Source organism: Anaerotruncus massiliensis (ex Togo et al. 2026), assembly GCF_030825285.1.
Taxonomy (GTDB): Bacteria; Bacillota; Clostridia; order Oscillospirales; family Ruminococcaceae; genus Anaerotruncus; species Anaerotruncus massiliensis.
Map to the genome: position 1 here is coordinate 1 of NZ_JAPJQF010000009.1, position 16,386 is coordinate 16,386.

The following is a 16,386-nucleotide window of genomic DNA, read 5'->3' on the forward strand; positions in this document are numbered from 1 at the left end:
GGGCGACGCCGCTCCCGCCACCGACGGCGAAATCCTCATCGGCCTGAGCTGCGCGCTCACCGGAAACTTCCCGCTGGCAGGCCAGCGCACCCGCGAGGGCGTCGACCTGGCGCTCGAGGAGATCAACGCGGGCGGCGGCGTGCTGGGCAAGAAGCTCGTCTATACGATCGAGGACGACCAGAACACCCAGACCACCGCGGTCAACGTCGTCACCAAGATCCTCACCCAGGACGTCGCGGCGGTCATCGGCCCGCACACGAGCGGCAACGCCATGGCGACCAACGAGCTCTATAAGAACGCGCAGGTGGCCTTCCTGACCGGCGGCACGAGCCCCAAGCTCGAGGAGGCCGGCAACCCGTACATGTTCCGCTGCCGTCCCGCTGACACGATCAACGGACAGGTTGCCGCCAAGTTCGCGATCGAGAAGCTCGGCGCCACCAAGATCGGCATCTCTTTCAACAACAACGACTTCGGCACCGGCGGCCGCGACGTCATCATCGCCTACCTGGAAGAGGCGGGCGTGCCCTACGTCGCCGTCGGCCACAACGCGGGCGACAAGGACCTCACCGGCCAGATCATGCAGCTCAAGAGCGAGAACGTCGACTGCATCATCTCCTGGACCGACGACGCGGAGGTCGCCCTGACCGCCCGCCAGCTCTATGAGCTGGGCGTCGAAGTCCCGGTCATCGCCTCCGCCGGCGTCGTTATGGACCAGGTGCTCAACCTGCTCGAACCCGAATATGTCGAGGGCTGGTACTCGGTCACCGACTTCGTCTCCACGAGCAACGACCAGATCACCGCGGACTTCACCAAGAAGTTCACCGATAAGTACGGCTACGCCCCCGAGCTCTATGCCGCGACCTACTACAGCGCGACCTACGTGCTCGCCGACGCGATCGAGCGCGCCGGTTCCGACGACCCGCAGGCGGTCCGCGACGCGCTCGCGGCCACCGAAGGCCTCACCCTCCCCGAGGGCAGCTACAAGTGCGACGACAAGGGCAACCTGCTCCACGGCTGCGTCATCGCGCAGATCCTCGACAAGGTGCCCACGATGGTCGAGTACGTCGACCTCAACAGCTGATCGGACCATGTGAACCTCTCCCACGCGCCGGGGGCGCTGCGCGGGGCCGCCAGGCGGCGGCCCCGCGGCCCCCTTCTCCATGCAGAATACGGCTGTTTTGCGCGCGCCGCTGACAAAACAGCAACGAATACAGGGGTGAAAGAATGACAGCCGAAATCATCGTCCAATTGATCGTCAGCGGGTTGGCCCTCGGATTTATCTACGCGCTCGTCTCAATCGAGTACACCATCATCTTCAACGCGACCGGCCTGCTCAACTTCAGCCACGACAAGCTCATCATGCTCGGCGCCTACGTCTTTGCCGGGCAGTTCGTCGTCCGCATGGGCGCCGCGCCCGCGGTCGCCGTCATCGCCACCGTCGCCACCATGTTCCTCTTCGGCGTGCTCGTGGCAACCGGCATCTTCAATCCCTTGCGCAACATGGCGTCCCCCGTCTTCGCCGTCATCGGCACCGTCATCCTCGGGCGTATCCTCACCGAGTCCGCCCGCGTGATCTGGGGCGCCACCCCCTTCACCGTCCCCGGCTTCCTCAAGGGGATCGTCAAGGTCGGGAACATCGTCATCCCCAAGGCGAACATCGCCATCATCCTCGTCTCCGCGATCATCGTCACCGCCCTGCAGGTCTTCTTCAAGACCACCAAGATGGGCAAGGCGATGCGCTGCGTCCAGCAGAACAAGACGGCCGCGACCCTCATGGGCATCAACGTGACCGCCAACATCAACCTGACAATTGCGCTCAGCGCGGTGATCTGCTCCGCCATCGGCATCATGGTCATCCCGCTCTTCACCATAGACCTCACGATCGCCAACATGATCGGCCTCAAGGGCTTCGCGGCCGGCGTCATCGGCGGCTTCGGATACCTGCCCGGCGCGATCGCCGGCGGCATCTTCATCGGCATCCTCGAGAACCTCAGCACGCTGATCATCCCGACGCTCTATAAGGACTGCGTGGCCTTCGTGCTGCTGATCGTCTTCCTGCTCGTGAAACCGTCCGGCCTGCTCGGACACAGACGCTAGGAGGGGCCGGATATGAAAATCGTAAAACGTGTTTTATTGGCCGTGCTCCTGGCGGTGCTCATCGTCTTCCCGATGAGCTACGACAACGCCTATGTACATATCCTGCTCAGCCAGACGCTTGTCAACATCGTCATCGTCATGGGCCTCAACTTCATCACCGGCCTCACCGGGCAGATGAACCTCGGCACCGCCGGCATCATGGCGCTGGGCGCCTACATCGCCGCGCTGACCAGCACCCGCCTGGGCACCTCGCCCTGGATCGGCTTTCTCCTCGCGATCGTCATGGGCGTCGCAATCGGCTGGGTGCTCGGCTATCCGAGCCTGCGCCTCAAGGGGGTCTACCTCTCGCTGACCACCATCGGCTTCAGCGAGATCGTCCGCCTCGTGCTCACCAACTGGGTCGAGCTCACCGGCGGCACGATGGGCGTGCAGGGCGTCCCGCACATCAACCTCTTCGGCTATGTGCTCGACACCTCCCGCAAGGTCTACTACCTCTATCTCGTCGTCGTCATTCTGCTCGCCTTCACCGCGTGGCGCATCGTCCATTCCAAGTGGGGCCGCGTGTTCAAGGCGATCCGCGACAACGTTGAGGCGGTCGAGGCGTGCGGCATCGACATCGCCAAGCTCAAAATTCAGGCGTTCACCCTCGCGACCGTCTTCGGCTGCCTCGGCGGCGCGATGTACGCCTATCTGATGGGGTACATCAACCCCACCACCTTCACCACCGACCTGTCCGCCAACTATCTCATCATGATGATGCTCGGCGGCATCGGTTCGGTCGTCGGCAACATCCTGGGCGCCACGATGATCACCCTGCTGCCCGAGATGCTGCGCTTTTTGGGAACCAACTACTGGCTCTATTTCAGTATCATCGCCCTGCTCTTCGCGATCTTCCTGCCCAACGGGCTCGTCTCCCTCTTCACGAAGGAGAACCGGCTGGGGATGTTCTGGATGGCCAAAAAAGAAAAGACCGGAGGGCGCAGATGATGGAACCTGTCTTGAAGCTGGAACATGTCACCAAACGGTTTTCCGGGCTGGTCGCCGTCAACGACCTGTCGCTGGAAATGCCCAAAAACTGCATCCATTCCCTGATCGGCCCCAACGGCTCCGGAAAGACCACCACCGTCAACATGATCACCGGCGTGCTGCCGGTGAGCGACGGGACGATCTTCTACGGCGATACCCAGATCAGCGGCAAGCCGGTCTTCCAGATCGCCCGGCTCGGCATCGGGCGCACCTTCCAGAACCTCAAGCTCTTCAGCTCGATGAGCGTGCTCGAAAACCTCATGATCGGCGCGCACCAGATGACCAGGATCGGGCTCATCCAGTTTCTGGTCGACCTGCGCGGCGAAAAACGGGAGGAGAAGCTGCTCATCGAACGCGCCGAGGAGGTCCTGGAGGAGATCGGCATGGCCGACCTGCGGCATGAAAAGGTCAAGAACCTCGCCTACGGCAAGCAGAAAATGACCGAGCTCGGGCGCGCGCTCATGATGAAGCCCGACCTGCTCATCCTCGACGAGCCGGCCGCGGGGCTCAACCCCTCCGAACGCCGCGAGTTCGTCGATATCCTGCTCAAGACCCACGAGAAGGGGATCGACCTCTTCCTCATCGAGCACAACATGGACGTCGTCATGAACATCAGCACCAAGATCACCGTGCTCAACTTCGGCGCGAAGATCGCCGAGGGCAACCCCTATGAGATCCAGAACAACGACGAGGTGATCCGCGCTTATCTCGGCGACAAGTATAAGCCGGTGGACCTCCCGCCGGCGGTGGAGGGTTAGGCTTATGGCTATGCTGAAGGTAAACGGGATCAACGTCTTCTACGGCAACGTGCAGGCCCTCTTCGACGTGTCCATCGAGGTGGGGGACAACGAGATTGTCTCGATCATCGGCGCCAACGGCGCCGGCAAGACCACCCTGATGAAGACGATCATGGGCATCAACCGCCCCGCTAAGGGGGACATCACCTATAACGGCGAAATCATCAGCAACCTCAAGGCGCACCTCGTCGTCGGGCGCGGCATCGTCTACATCCCCGAGGGCCGCGAGGTCTTCCCGCAGATGAGCGTGCTCGAAAACCTCGAGATGGGCGCCTTCTGCAAGAAGTACTCCAAGGCCGAGCTCGACCGCCACGTCGAGGAGGTCTACGAGCTCTTCCCGCGCCTCAAGGAGCGCGCCAGGCAGCTCGCGGGGACCCTCTCGGGCGGCGAGCAGCAGATGCTCGCGATCGGCCGCGGCATGATGAGCGACCCCAGGCTGCTCATGTTCGACGAGCCGAGTCTCGGGCTCGCGCCCGTCATCGTCGACGAGATGTTCGACGCGATCGTCAAGATCAACCGCACCCGCAAGACCCCGGTGGTCATCGTCGAGCAGAACGCGTTCATGGCGATGTCCATCTCCGACCGCACCTACGTGCTCGAGGTCGGGCACATCGTGGGCAGCGGCCCGAGCCAGGAACTGCTGAACAGCCCCGACATCAAAAAGGCATACCTCGGCGGCTGACGGAAGAGAGAAGCTGGCCGCGGCGGGGCCCGCGCGGGCGCGCGGGCCGGCCGCCGGGCCGTTTCCCACCGGCGGCCGGCGGGAAACCGCGGGATTTTCCCGCTGCAAATCGGGATTTTCACACTTTGCGCGGGACGCGCGGCATGTTAGAATGGTCCGGAGGATGCGTTCCATCCCGCCGGGCTTCCGGCGCGGGAACGGGTTTTGCGCCGGTTGGGCCGCTTTAATGTCTGACAATCTGATGAGTAAGAAGGGAGTCGGGGCGACTATGAAACTGGTAAGGGTGCTCCACGAGGGCCGCGCGCGCTACGGAACGCTCTGCGGCGAACGGGTGGAATGGCTGGACGGCTCGGTCGCGGAGGGGTTCACCCCGGCGGAGGGCGGCGCGCCGCTCTCCGGGGTGAAGCTGCTCGCGCCGGTCGAACCCACCAAGGCGGTCTGCGTGGGACTCAACTATATGGACCATATCATCGAATCGAATGAGAAGGTGCCCGAGACGCCGGTCATCTTCATGAAGCCCGCCACCGCGGTCATCGGGCCGGGGGAGGCGATCGTCTATCCGCCGCAGTCCAGGCGGGTCGACTACGAGGGGGAGCTCGCGATCGTCATCGGGAAACGCGCCAAAAACGTCCCGGAGGACGCGGCGGGGGAGTATATCCTCGGCTACACCTGCGCGAACGACGTGACCGCGCGCGACCTCCAGCCCTCCGACGGGCAGTGGACCGTGGCGAAGGGGTTCGACACCTTCCTGCCGCTCGGCCCCTGCGTCGACACCGACGCGGACCCCGCGGACCTGCCCATCCGCACCATCCTCAACGGCAGGGTGGTGCAGGACTCCAACACGAAGCACCTGCTCTTCAAGCCGCGCATGATCGTCAGCTACATCTCGGCGGTCATGACCCTCGAGCCGGGGGACGTCGTCCTGACGGGGACCACCCTCGGCATCGGGCCGATGCGGCCGGGGGACCGGGTCTCGGTGGAGATCGGCGGGATCGGCAGGCTGGACAGCGTCGTGAGCGCGCCGTAAGACACGGAACGCAGAGGCCGCCGGCAGTCCCGACGGCCTCTTTTGCTTGAAAACTCAAATCGGATAAAGGGGAAATAGCGCAGATGAATATTTTCGTGTGCATCAAACAGGTCCCCGGGACCAACAAGGTGGACATCGACCCGGTGACCGGCACCCTCAAGCGGGGCGGGGTGGATTCCAAGATGAACCCCTACGACCTCTACGCGCTCGAGACCGCCCTGCGCCTGCGGGAGCGGTGCGGCGGGAAGGTGTCGGTCGTCAGCATGGGGCCGCCGCAGGCCGAGACGGTCATCCGCGAGGCCTACGCCATGGGCGCGGACGAGGGGGTGCTCCTCTCCGACCGGCGGTTCGGCGGCGCGGACGTGCTCGCCACGAGCTACGCCCTCTCGCAGGGGGTGCGCAGGCTCGGCGAGTTCGACCTGCTCCTCTGCGGCAAGCAGACGACCGACGGCGACACCGCCCAGGTCGGGCCGGAGCTGGCCGAGTGGCTCGGCATCCCGAGCGTCTCCAACGTGCGGAAGATCCTCGAAATCGGGGAGGACGGCGTTTCGGTGGAGATGGATATGCCCGACGACGTCGAACGGGTGAGGGTGCGGTTTCCCTGCCTGCTCACCGTCGACCAGGACATCTTCCAGCCGCGCCTGCCCTCCTACGTCAAAAAGACGGAGAGCGCCGGGCGGCCGGTGGAGATTCTCACGCTCGACGAGATGGAGGACCGCGAGGAAACCCACTACGGCCTGAACGGCTCGCCCACCCAGGTGCAGCGGATCTTCCCGCCCGCGGTGAACGACAGCCGGGAGCTGTGGAAGGAGGAGGGGGAGGCCCTCTCCGACCGGCTCTACGCGCTGCTGCGCGACAAAAAGTTTGTGTAAGGAGGCCCCGTTATGCCGAGGCTGGTGATTCATCAGGAGAAAATCCCCGACCCCCGCGCGCTGGCGGCGCTCTGCCCCTTCGGCGCGCTCGAGGAGCGGGAGGGGCGCGTTTCGGTCAACGCGGCCTGCAAGATGTGCCGCATCTGCGTCAAGAAGGGCCCCGCGGGCGCGGTCGAATACCTCGAGGACGCGCCCGCCCCCGCCGTCGACAAAGCGGCGTGGCAGGGGGTGGCGGTCTACGTCGACCATGTCGACGGGCGGGTTCATCCCGTCACGCTCGAGCTGATCGGCAAGGCCCGCGAGCTGGCCGCCAAGGCGGACCAGCCGGTCTACGCCCTCTTCATCGGGGAAAACGTTGCCGGTTCCGCGCGGGAGCTGCTCCACTACGGCGTCGACCGGGTGTTCGTCTACGACGCCCCCGCGCTCGCGCGCTTCCGTATCGAGCCCTACGCCAACGTCTTTGAGGACTTCGTCAAGGCGGAGAGGCCCGCCGCCATCCTCGTCGGGGCCACCCCCGTCGGGCGGCAGCTCGCCCCCCGCGTCGCCGCGCGGCTGCACACCGGCCTCACCGCCGACTGCACCGTGCTGGATATGCTCGAAAACACCGACCTCATCCAGATCCGCCCCGCCTTCGGCGGCAACATCATGGCGCAGATCGTCACCCCCAACCACCGCCCGCAGATGGCGACGGTGCGCTACAAGGTGATGGACGCGCCCACGCGGTCGGAGGCCCCGTCGGGCGAAATCACGGAGCGGTCGGTCACGCCGGCCATGCTGGAAAGCGGCGTGACGGTGCTCGGCGTCACCCCCAAGGAGCCGGAACAGTTCATCGAGGGGGTCGACGTGCTCGTCGCGGCGGGCCGCGGCGTCAAAAAGGAAGAGGACCTCGCGCTGCTCGAGGAGCTCGCGGAGCTGCTCGGCGGGCAGCTCGCCTGCACCCGCCCGCTCGCCGAGAACGGCTGGGTGGAGGCCAAGCGCCAGGTGGGGCTCAGCGGGCGCACCGTGCGCCCCCGGCTCATCATCACCTGCGGCGTCTCGGGAGCGGTGCAGTTTGTCGCGGGGATGCAGGGCGCCGACCTCATCGTCGCGATCAATCAGGATGAGAAGGCGCCCATCTTCAAAACCGCCCACTACGGATTGGTGGGGGATCTCTATGAGATCGTGCCCCGCCTCATCGAACGGATCAAGGCCGCCAAGGGGGTGCTGGTATGAGCTATAAGCAGATGACCGCGGCGGATATCGCCGCCCTGCGGGAGCTGATCGGGGACGACGAGCGCGTCTTTGCGGGGGAGGAGATTCACGAGGACTACAGCCACGACGAGTTGAGCGGAACCGTCCACTATCCCGATGTCGTGCTGCGGGTGCTCTCGGCGGAGGAGGTGTCCGCCGTCATGCGCTACGCCTCCCGCGAGCGCATCCCCGTCACCCCGCGCGGCGCGGGCACCGGTCTCGTCGGCGCGGCGGTCGCCGCGGAGGGCGGCATCCTGCTCGACATGAGCCTCATGAACCGCTTCCTCGAGCTCGACGAGGACAATTTGACCCTGACCGTAGAGCCGGGCGTGCTGCTCATGGAGATCTACGCCTATGTCGAGGAGAAGGGCTTTTTCTACCCGCCCGACCCGGGCGAAAAATCCGCCACGATCGGCGGCAACGTCAGCACCAACGCGGGCGGCATGCGCGCCGTCAAGTATGGCGTCACCCGCGACTATGTGCGCGGGCTGGAGGTCGTGCTGCCGAACGGCGAAATCGTCACGTTCGGCGGCAAGGTCGTCAAGAACAGCTCGGGCTATTCGATGAAGGATCTGATCGTCGGCTCGGAGGGGACCCTCGGCGTGGTCACCAAGATCATCCTCAAGCTGCTGCCGCTGCCGAAGCGCACCGTCAGCCTGCTCGTGCCCTTCCCGAGCCTGCGGGACGCGATCAACACAGTGCCCCTCATCGTCCGTTCCAAGGCCGCGCCCACCGCGGTCGAATTCATGGAGCGGGAGGTCATCCTCGACGCCGAGCAGTACCTCGGCAAAAAATTCCCCGACCACTCGGCCGACGCCTACCTCATCCTCAAGTTCGACGGCCCCTCGCTCGAGCAGATCGAGCGGGACTACGAGGGGGTCGCTAGACTCTGCCTCGAGCAGGGCGCGCTCGACGTGCTCATCTCCGACACCGAGGAGCGGGACGAGTCGATCTGGAAGGCGCGCGGCGCCTTCCTCGAGGCGATCCGCGGCTCGACCGACGAGATGGACGAGGTCGACGTGGTGGTGCCGCGCGGCAGCATCAACCGGATGGTCGCCTACATCCACGCCCTCCAGTCGGAGCTCGGCGTGCGCATCAAGAGCTTCGGCCACGCGGGGGACGGCAACCTCCACGCCTACATCCTACGGGACGGCAGGGAGGAGGACGAATGGCAGCGCATCCTGCACCTCGCGATGGAGAAGATCTACGCCGAGGCGAACGTCCTTCGCGGGCAGGTGTCGGGCGAGCACGGCATCGGCTACGCCAAGCGCCCCTACCTGCGCGAGTCGCTCGAGCCGCAGGTGCTCGAGCTCATGCGCGGCGTCAAACGCGCCTTCGACCCCGAAAACATCCTCAATCCGCACAAGGTCTGCGGCCTCTGACGGCCGCGCGAAAAGGCAGCCCCGGAACCATCTGGTTCCGGGGCTGCCGCTGTTTTGGGTTCAGGCGCCGTGAAGCAGGTTGGGCTGCGCGGCGAGCAGCTTCGGCAGCGCCTCTCCGACCGACTGCGGGGTGAGCGCGGGAAGCCGGAGGCGCGTTTCGTCCGCGGGCCGGAAGGCGCCGGGCATGTGGAAGTAGTTGAGCCGCCAGCGGGGCAGGGGCGGGAAGGAGGCGAGCAGTTCCCCGAGCGCCCCGGCGTCCAGGCCGGGGTAGAGGGTGGTGCGCGCCTCGAACGCCGCGCCGAGAGAACGGAGGGTATCGATCGTAAGGCGCACGTCGGAAAAGCAGTCCGCGCCGCAGACGGCGGGGCAGTCCGCCGGGAGCGCCTTGACGTCGACTGCGACGTAATCGAGCAGACCCTCCCCCCAGAGACGTTCGACGAGCGCGGGCCGCCGGCCGTTGGTGTCGAGCTTGACGCGGTAGCCGAGCGGGCGGACGCGGCGGAGGAATTCCTCGAGATCGGGCTGGAGGGTCGGCTCCCCGCCGCTCACGACCACCCCGTCGAGCAGGCCCCGCCGCTTTTCGAGGAAGGAAAAGACGGCGGCTTCGGCGAGCTGGTCGCCGTCCCCGGCGATCAGCTCGCGGTTGTGGCAGTAGAAACAGTCGAGGTCGCAGCCGCGCGTGAAGAGCACGCAGGCGAGCGCGCCGGGGAAGTCGATCGTGCTGCTGCGCTGCATCCCGCCGAAGATCATGCGCTCAGCTCCTCCGGTTTGATGCGGTACTTCTTGCGCTCCTTATACTCCTCGCGCTTGCCGCGGTGGAAGTTCTGGACCGGGCGCAGGTAACCGACCACACGGCTCCACACCTCGGTGTCGCGGCCGCATTCGGGGCAGGAATAGACCTCGCCGTTCAGGTAGCCGTGCTCGGGGCAGACCGAGAAGGTGGGCGTCAGCGAGATGTAAGGGAGCTGGTAGTTGGTGAACGCCTTGCGGATGAGCGATTTGGCGACTTCGACGTCGCTGATCTGCTCGCCGAGATAGAGGTGGAGCACCGTGCCGCCCGTGTACTTGCACTGCAGCTCGTCCTGGAGGTCGAGCGTCTCAAAGATGTCGTCGGTGAAGCCGACCGGCAGCTGGGTCGAGTTGGTGTAGTAGGGGGCGTCCTGCCCGGCGGTGATGATATCGGGATATTTTTTCCTGTCGAGCTGGGCGAGGCTGTAGCTGGTGCCCTCCGCCGGAGTCGCCTCGAGGTTGTAGACGTGGCCCGTCTCCTCCTGGAAGCGGGTGATCGTGTCGCGCATGAAGTCGAGGATGTCAAGGGAGAATTTCTGCCCCTCGGGGGTGGTGATGTCCTTGCCCATGAAGTTGAGGCAGGCCTCGTTCATGCCGATGAGGCCGATCGTGTTGAAGTGGTTGAACCAGTAGCTGCCGGTGCGCTCCTTCACGTTTTCGAGGTAGTGCGCCGAATAGGGGTACATGCCGCGGCGGGTCTGCTCCTCGATCGTCTTGCGCTTGATCTCGAGGCTCTCCTTGGCGATCTCCATCAGGTCGAGCAGGCGGGATTTGAACTCCTCCTCCGTCCTGGAGAGATAGCCGATGCGCGGGAGGTTGACCGTCACGACGCCGATCGAGCCGGTGAGCGGGTTGGAGCCGAAGAGACCGCCGCCGCGCTTTCTGAGCTCGCCCGTGTTGAGCCGCAGGCGGCAGCACATTGAGAGCGCGTCCTCGGGGGAGAGGTCGGAGTTGATGTAGTTGGAGAAGTAGGGGATGCCGTATTTGCAGGTGATCTCCATGAATTTGTTGACCACCGGGCTGTCCCACTCGAAATCCTTGGTGACGTTGATCGTCGGGATGGGGAAGGTGAAGACGCGGCCCTTCTTGTCGCCCTCCATCATGACCTCGCAGAAGGCGAGGTTGAGCATGTCCATCTCCGCCTGGAACTCGCCGTAGGTCGCGTCCATCGGCTGGCCGCCGATGATGACCGCCTGGTCGCGCAGGGTGCGGGGCGGCTTGATATCGAAGGTGAGGTTGGAGAAGGGACACTGGAAGCCCACGCGGGTGGGGACGTTGAGGTTGAAGATGAACTCCTGGAGCGCCTGCTTGACCGTCGCGAAATCGAGGTGGTCGTAGCGGATGAAGGGGGCGCAGTAGGTGTCGAAGGAGGACCACGCCTGCGCGCCCGCCGTCTCGCCCTGGGTGGTGAAGGTCGAGTTGACGATCTGGCCCAAAAAGCTGCGCAGGTGCTTGGCGGGGCTCGATTCGACCTTGCCGGGCACGCCGCCGAAGCCGCCGAGCAGCAGCTGCTTGAGATCCCAGCCGGCGCAGTAGGGGCCGAAGAACCCGAGGTCGTGCAGGTGCAGGTCGCCCGAGAGGTGGGCGTCGCGAATCTTGTCGGGGTAGATCTCATGCAGCCAGTACTGCTTGGTGAACGTTTCGCGGATGTAGTTGTTCATGCCCGCGATCGATTTCTGGGCGTTGGCGTTTTCCTTGACGCGCCAGTCGCCGTCCCCCATGTACTTGGAGAACATGTCGATCGTCGCGCCGATCAGGGCGTTCGCCTCGCGCGCGCTGCGGCGCTTCTCCCGGTAGAGGATGTATGCCTTGGAGGTCTTGGCGTGGCCGTTCTCGATGAGCACCTTCTCGACGAGGTCCTGCACCTTTTCCACTTCGGCGGTGCCGTCGGGGAACTGCGCGTTTGCAAGGACGACGACCTGTTCGGTCAATTCCTCGGCGCGGCCCCAGTCGCTGCCGCCCACCGCGACGGCCGCCTTATAGATGGCGCGGGTGATTTTCTCCGGCTGAAAGGCGACGACCTCGCCGCTGCGTTTCCGAATCGTATTGATCATTGCGAACCCTTCCTCACTAGATATTGTGTTTTACAAATAGTATTATACGATATCTAGTGTGGCAATGCAAGGCCAAAGGCAGAAATATTTTCCGGCGGAGCAGGTTTGTGCAAACTGGCGGAATCCGTGGGGCGGGATGGTGGAAACTGCTGAAATTTGCGGTTTTCGGGTTTTGCGCATTGACAAGCGGGGGCGCGCTTTTTATAATGAAAGCAACTTGTTCAACAAGTTGAACAATATGAACAACTGAGGAAAAGCAGGAGGGTATGTTATGAATGGAATCGGGAGAAAACTGGTAGGTCAGTGGAACACGAAAACGGTGGTCGGCGTCGCGCTCGGCGCAATTTTGATGGCGATCATGATGGTCTACATCCAGATCCCCATCTTTACGCAGGTGCAGTTCAGCCTCGCGCCCGTCGTCATCGTCATCGTCGGCGCGCTCTTCGGGCCGCTGCCCGCGGCAATCGCCGCGTGCTTCGGGAACTTTTTGGCCGACATGATCGGCGGTTGGGGCTTCTGGTTCGATTGGACGATCGGGCATTTCTTCTGCGGCTTCATCACCGGCCTGCTGCCCGTCTACGGCGCGAGGGTCGGCGAGGGGGTCTTCACCAACAAGCAGGCCGCCACCTTCGCCGTGCTCGCCTTTGTCGCCCCGCTCATCGCCTTCTGCGGCATCACCCCGCTCTTCACGATGATGTGGTACCAGGGCGAACTGGAGATCGGCATGGTGCAGGGCGTCATCGCCGGCGTCAAGGACGGCCTCATGGCCGCGATCATCGGCGTGCCGCTGCTCAAGATGATGGCCAAAAAGAACCGGCTCAAAACCAATCTCACGGAGGAATAATCCGACATGAAAAAGCCCGTGATCGAATTCCGGGATTTCGGGATGCGCTACGCGTCACAGCAGAAGCCCACCCTTTACGACATCAACCTGACCATCTACGAGGGGGAAAAGGTGCTCATCCTCGGGCCGTCCGGCAGCGGGAAATCCACGCTGGGCTCCTGCCTGAACGGGCTGCTGCCCTTCTCGGTCAAGGCGGAGTTCACCGGCAGCCTCAAGGTCATGGGCGACGAGACGCGCAGCCTCGACATCCATAAGCTCAGCAACCGCGTCGGCACCGTCATGCAGGATTCCGACTGCCAGTTCGCGGGGCTCACGGTGGGGGAGGACGTCGCCTTCTCGCTGGAGAATGACTGTGTCCCGCGCCCCGTCATGCTCGAAAAGGTGCGGCGGGCGCTGGGCATCGTGGGGATGGAGCGGTTTACCGCCCACACCCCCTTCTCCCTCTCGGGCGGACAGAAGCAGAAGGTCTCGCTCGCCGGCGTCATGCACAACGACGTGGGAATCCTGCTCTTCGACGAGCCGCTCGCCGCCCTCGACCCGCAGGCGGGGCTCCAGGCGATCGAGCTGATCGACAGGATCCACCGGGAGCAGCAGAAGACGGTCATTATCATCGAGCACCGGCTGGAGGACGTGCTCCACCGACCGGTCGACCGGGTCATCCTGCTCGACGGGGGGCGGATCGTCGCGGACACCACCCCGGCCAAGATTTTGAGCTCCCCGCTCCTGCAGGAGCACGGCATCCGGGAGCCGCTTTACGTGACGGCGCTCAAATACGCCGGCTGTGAGATTGCCGAGGAGGACCACCCCGAATCGGTGGAGGAGATCCGCCTTGAGGGGCGGGAGGAGGCGCTGCGCGGCTGGTTCGCCAGCGAGACCCCCCACCGGGCGCAGCCCGCGCCCGGGGAGCTCGTGCGGGTGGAGGACGTGTCCTTCTCCTACGACGATAACAAGGTTCTCAGCCATGTGGACCTGACGGTCAGCGCGTGCGAACGCATCGCGCTGGTCGGCAAGAACGGCGCGGGCAAGACCACCCTCGCCAACCTGCTGATCGGGGTCATCCGCCCCGACGAGGGCCGCGTGCTCATCGAGGGGGAGGACTACGGCGTCCTCTCGATCAAGGAGATCGGCGAGCGGATCGGCTACGTCATGCAGAACCCCAACCAGATGCTCGTCAAGGATATGATCCGCGACGAGATCACCCTCGCGCTCAAGCTCCGCCGGGTGGACCAGAAGACGATCGATGAAAAGCTCGAGCTGGTGCTCGGCCTCTGCGGGCTCTCCAAAATGCGCAGCTGGCCGGTGTCGGCCCTCTCCTACGGGCAGCGCAAGCGGGTGACGATCGCCTCAATCCTCGTCATGCAGCCGAAGATTATGATCTTCGACGAGCCGACCGCGGGGCAGGACTACTTCCACTACCGCGAGATCATGGACTTCCTCGACCGGCTCAACCGGGAGATGGGGCTCACGATCCTCTTTATCACCCACGACATGCACCTGGCGATCGAATACACCGACCGCGCCGTCGTCATGGCGGACGGGGAGAAGATCGGGGACGGGGACGTCTTCCGGATGCTCTCCGACCCGGACATCCTGCGCCGCGCGAGCCTCAAGGAGACGTCGCTATGCAAGCTGGCGCGCCGCCTCGGGATCGAGCCGGAGGCGTTTGTGCGCCACTTCATCGAATATGAAAGGATGGTGAGGCGGCATGACGAGCAATAACCTCGTCCGGTTCAGCCCCGGCGTCACCCCGCTGCACACCCTCTGCGGACAGGTCAAGGTGCTGCTCTTCATTGTGACCATCATCCTGACGATCTCCACCTTTGACTGCCGCATCCTGCTGGCGGTCACGGCGGTCGCGGCGGCGGCGCTCGCGTCGCTGAAGCCGAACTGGAAGATCATCTGGGCACTCATGCTCGTCGCGATGGGGCTCAACACGGTGAACCTCATCCTCTTCTACCTTTTTAACCCGCATATCGGCTGCGAGTTCGTCGGCACCTGCACCGAGCTTTTCCGGTTCACCGAACGGCTCGTCATGCCCGCCGAAACGCTCTGGTATTTTGCCGTGCGTACCCTCAAGGTGGTGGCGATGTTCCTCGTTTCCCTCTGGCTCATCTTTGTCGTCACCCCCACCCAGCTGGCCGCCGGCTTCAACCGGGTCGGGCTGCCCTACAAGCTGTCGATGGTCTTTTCCATCGCGCTGCGCTACCTGCCCGACCTCATCAAGGACTACAAGAACATCTCCGCGTCCATCCAGGCGCGCGGGCTCGAGCTGGGCCGCAAAAAGACCACCCTCAAGGCGAAGATCGAGGGGGTCGTGTCGATCGCGGTGCCGCTCATCCTCTCCTCCTTCGACGACGTGGGGGTCATCGCGGACGCGCTCGACCTGCGCGGCTTCGGGAAGAACAAAAAGCGCACCTGGTATGTCGAGACGCCCTACGGCAGGCTCGATAAGATCTGTCTTGTACTGGCGGCCGTGCTGGCCGCATTGACGGCGGCTTACATGGCCTACGGCGTCATCGTCAAGCCGCCGATGTGGTACCCGTTTTAAAGGCTTGCAACTGCCATCGAAATTGCAGGGCACGCGGCTGCCACAAAGCCGGATCAGTAAATGGAGGTAACAAAATGAGAAAACCCTATGTTGTGTTCAGTACGGATTTCGGCCTCAAAGATGGAGCGGTCTGCTCGATGTACGGCGTCGTCAAGTCGATCGACCCGGAGATCGAGATGTTCAACCTCACCCATGAGGTCACCAAGTTCTGCACCTGGACGGCGTCCTACCGCCTGTGGCAGTCGATGGCCTTCTGGCCCAAGGGCACCATCTTCGTATCGGTCGTCGACCCGGGCGTCGGCACCCCCCGCAAGGCGTGCGTCGCCAAAACGAGCAACGGCTACTACGTCGTCACTCCCGACAACGGCTCGCTGACGCTGGTAAAGGAGAAGTTCGGCATCGACGAGGTCCGTGAGATCGACGAGACCCGCAACCGCCTGGTTGGCGCGGGCACCGAGGACGTGGCGATCTTCCACGGCCGCGACTTGTTCGCCTACTGCGCGGGCAAGCTCGCGGCGGGGCTCATCGACTACGAGGGGGTCGGCCCGGCCTACAGCGTCGACGAGATCATCTGCAATCCGTTGCCCGAGGCGAAGATCACCGAGGGCCGTGCCGACGGTTATGTCGCGATGATCTGCCCGAACTTCGGCTGCGTGGACACCAACATCAACTACCAGCAGTTCGTCGCGGCGGGCTTCCGGCACGGCGATATGGTCAACACCCTGGTCAAGCACGTCGAGGAGGTCAAGTTCGAGGGCAAGGTGCTCTTCCACCGCTCCTTCGGCTACGTCGCCAAGGGGGAGCCGATCATCTACAACAACGAGCTCAACAACCTCGACCTCTCCCTCAACGAGGTCAGCATGGGCGAGACCTACGGCATCTCCTACGGTCCCGACTGGACGATCAGCATCTGGAAATAATGAAGCGGCGCGGGGGGGGGGCGGGGGCCCCCCCCCCCCCCCATATGGGGAGTCGGGGTTTTAAAAAAAGCGGAAAAACAAAACCGCCCGGGCGAAACCAAGAAAAAACAAAAAAAAA

The 16,386-nt window shown here is 64.1% G+C and carries 15 protein-coding genes; 13 read left to right on the forward strand and 2 right to left on the reverse strand.

The window, feature by feature from the left end; translation table 11 throughout:
- From RCI06_RS04760 to RCI06_RS04800, 9 genes are all read left to right on the forward strand, one after another.
- On the forward strand, window positions 1-1,081 hold a 1,081-nt coding region (locus RCI06_RS04760; RefSeq protein WP_302823076.1), incomplete at its 5' end, for an ABC transporter substrate-binding protein.
- A gap of 143 nt (window positions 1,082-1,224) precedes the next feature.
- Window positions 1,225-2,097: a branched-chain amino acid ABC transporter permease gene (locus RCI06_RS04765; protein WP_101551311.1), complete on the forward strand. Its 873-nt coding sequence runs from the start codon at window positions 1,225-1,227 to the stop codon at window positions 2,095-2,097.
- A 12-nt stretch (window positions 2,098-2,109) separates the two neighbouring features.
- Window positions 2,110-3,084, forward strand: a complete 975-nt coding sequence (locus RCI06_RS04770) for a branched-chain amino acid ABC transporter permease (RefSeq protein WP_101551308.1) — start codon at window positions 2,110-2,112, stop codon at window positions 3,082-3,084.
- A complete protein-coding gene (locus RCI06_RS04775; protein ID WP_101553237.1) occupies window positions 3,084-3,881 on the forward strand; it encodes an ABC transporter ATP-binding protein in 798 nt (265 codons plus the stop codon). Before RCI06_RS04770 ends, RCI06_RS04775 begins: the two co-directional genes overlap by 1 nt.
- 4 nt (window positions 3,882-3,885) lie before the next feature.
- Window positions 3,886-4,602 (forward strand): ABC transporter ATP-binding protein, encoded by a 717-nt coding sequence (locus RCI06_RS04780; RefSeq protein WP_370867153.1) that lies wholly within the window; start codon window positions 3,886-3,888, stop codon window positions 4,600-4,602.
- 268 nt (window positions 4,603-4,870) lie between these two features.
- Window positions 4,871-5,629 (forward strand): fumarylacetoacetate hydrolase family protein, encoded by a 759-nt coding sequence (locus RCI06_RS04785; protein ID WP_306574689.1) that lies wholly within the window; start codon window positions 4,871-4,873, stop codon window positions 5,627-5,629.
- Between the two features lie 83 nt (window positions 5,630-5,712).
- Window positions 5,713-6,501 (forward strand): electron transfer flavoprotein subunit beta/FixA family protein, encoded by a 789-nt coding sequence (locus RCI06_RS04790; protein WP_306574691.1) that lies wholly within the window; start codon window positions 5,713-5,715, stop codon window positions 6,499-6,501.
- Window positions 6,502-6,513: 12 nt separating this feature from the next.
- The gene (locus RCI06_RS04795; protein WP_306574692.1) at window positions 6,514-7,713 is read left to right on the forward strand and encodes an electron transfer flavoprotein subunit alpha/FixB family protein; all 1,200 of its coding nucleotides are present in this window, start codon (window positions 6,514-6,516) and stop codon (window positions 7,711-7,713) included.
- Window positions 7,710-9,113: an FAD-binding oxidoreductase gene (locus tag RCI06_RS04800; RefSeq protein WP_306574694.1), complete on the forward strand. Its 1,404-nt coding sequence runs from the start codon at window positions 7,710-7,712 to the stop codon at window positions 9,111-9,113. Before RCI06_RS04795 ends, RCI06_RS04800 begins: the two co-directional genes overlap by 4 nt.
- A 60-nt stretch (window positions 9,114-9,173) precedes the next feature.
- On the opposite strand, the gene RCI06_RS04805 is transcribed toward RCI06_RS04800, so the two are convergent.
- The gene (locus tag RCI06_RS04805) at window positions 9,174-9,863 is read right to left on the reverse strand and encodes an anaerobic ribonucleoside-triphosphate reductase activating protein (protein ID WP_101551298.1); all 690 of its coding nucleotides are present in this window, start codon (window positions 9,861-9,863) and stop codon (window positions 9,174-9,176) included.
- Window positions 9,860-11,956, reverse strand: coding sequence for a ribonucleoside triphosphate reductase (locus RCI06_RS04810; RefSeq protein ID WP_101551294.1), 2,097 nt, complete (start codon window positions 11,954-11,956; stop codon window positions 9,860-9,862). The genes RCI06_RS04805 and RCI06_RS04810 overlap by 4 nt, the downstream gene beginning before the upstream one ends.
- A gap of 271 nt (window positions 11,957-12,227) precedes the next feature.
- On the opposite strand from RCI06_RS04810, the gene RCI06_RS04815 reads away from it, so the two are divergent.
- The 4 genes from RCI06_RS04815 to RCI06_RS04830 all read left to right on the forward strand — a co-directional run bounded on the left by RCI06_RS04815 (window position 12,228) and on the right by RCI06_RS04830 (window position 16,268).
- Entirely contained in the window at window positions 12,228-12,800 is a 573-nt protein-coding gene (locus tag RCI06_RS04815; RefSeq protein WP_121585948.1) for an ECF-type riboflavin transporter substrate-binding protein, read from the forward strand.
- A gap of 6 nt (window positions 12,801-12,806) precedes the next feature.
- Window positions 12,807-14,519, forward strand: coding sequence for an ABC transporter ATP-binding protein (locus tag RCI06_RS04820; protein ID WP_101551290.1), 1,713 nt, complete (start codon window positions 12,807-12,809; stop codon window positions 14,517-14,519).
- Window positions 14,506-15,348 carry an energy-coupling factor transporter transmembrane protein EcfT gene (locus tag RCI06_RS04825; protein ID WP_101551288.1) on the forward strand — a complete coding sequence of 281 codons (843 nt, stop codon included), beginning with the start codon at window positions 14,506-14,508 and terminating at the stop codon, window positions 15,346-15,348. The genes RCI06_RS04820 and RCI06_RS04825 overlap by 14 nt, the downstream gene beginning before the upstream one ends.
- A 74-nt stretch (window positions 15,349-15,422) precedes the next feature.
- Window positions 15,423-16,268, forward strand: coding sequence for an S-adenosyl-l-methionine hydroxide adenosyltransferase family protein (locus RCI06_RS04830; protein ID WP_306574697.1), 846 nt, complete (start codon window positions 15,423-15,425; stop codon window positions 16,266-16,268).
- Window positions 16,269-16,386 lie beyond the last annotated feature (118 nt).

Coding starts and splice junctions, on each gene's coding strand:
- RCI06_RS04790 (WP_306574691.1), top strand. CDS start 5,713: ATGAATATTTTCGTGTGCATCAAACAGGTCCCCGGGACCAACAAGGTG.
- RCI06_RS04805 (WP_101551298.1), bottom strand. CDS start 9,863: ATGATCTTCGGCGGGATGCAGCGCAGCAGCACGATCGACTTCCCCGGC.
- RCI06_RS04770 (WP_101551308.1), top strand. CDS start 2,110: ATGAAAATCGTAAAACGTGTTTTATTGGCCGTGCTCCTGGCGGTGCTC.
- RCI06_RS04820 (WP_101551290.1), top strand. CDS start 12,807: ATGAAAAAGCCCGTGATCGAATTCCGGGATTTCGGGATGCGCTACGCG.
- RCI06_RS04785 (WP_306574689.1), top strand. CDS start 4,871: ATGAAACTGGTAAGGGTGCTCCACGAGGGCCGCGCGCGCTACGGAACG.
- RCI06_RS04775 (WP_101553237.1), top strand. CDS start 3,084: ATGGAACCTGTCTTGAAGCTGGAACATGTCACCAAACGGTTTTCCGGG.
- RCI06_RS04825 (WP_101551288.1), top strand. CDS start 14,506: ATGACGAGCAATAACCTCGTCCGGTTCAGCCCCGGCGTCACCCCGCTG.
- RCI06_RS04795 (WP_306574692.1), top strand. CDS start 6,514: ATGCCGAGGCTGGTGATTCATCAGGAGAAAATCCCCGACCCCCGCGCG.
- RCI06_RS04780 (WP_370867153.1), top strand. CDS start 3,886: ATGGCTATGCTGAAGGTAAACGGGATCAACGTCTTCTACGGCAACGTG.
- RCI06_RS04765 (WP_101551311.1), top strand. CDS start 1,225: ATGACAGCCGAAATCATCGTCCAATTGATCGTCAGCGGGTTGGCCCTC.
- RCI06_RS04800 (WP_306574694.1), top strand. CDS start 7,710: ATGAGCTATAAGCAGATGACCGCGGCGGATATCGCCGCCCTGCGGGAG.
- RCI06_RS04815 (WP_121585948.1), top strand. CDS start 12,228: ATGAATGGAATCGGGAGAAAACTGGTAGGTCAGTGGAACACGAAAACG.
- RCI06_RS04810 (WP_101551294.1), bottom strand. CDS start 11,956: ATGATCAATACGATTCGGAAACGCAGCGGCGAGGTCGTCGCCTTTCAG.
- RCI06_RS04830 (WP_306574697.1), top strand. CDS start 15,423: ATGAGAAAACCCTATGTTGTGTTCAGTACGGATTTCGGCCTCAAAGAT.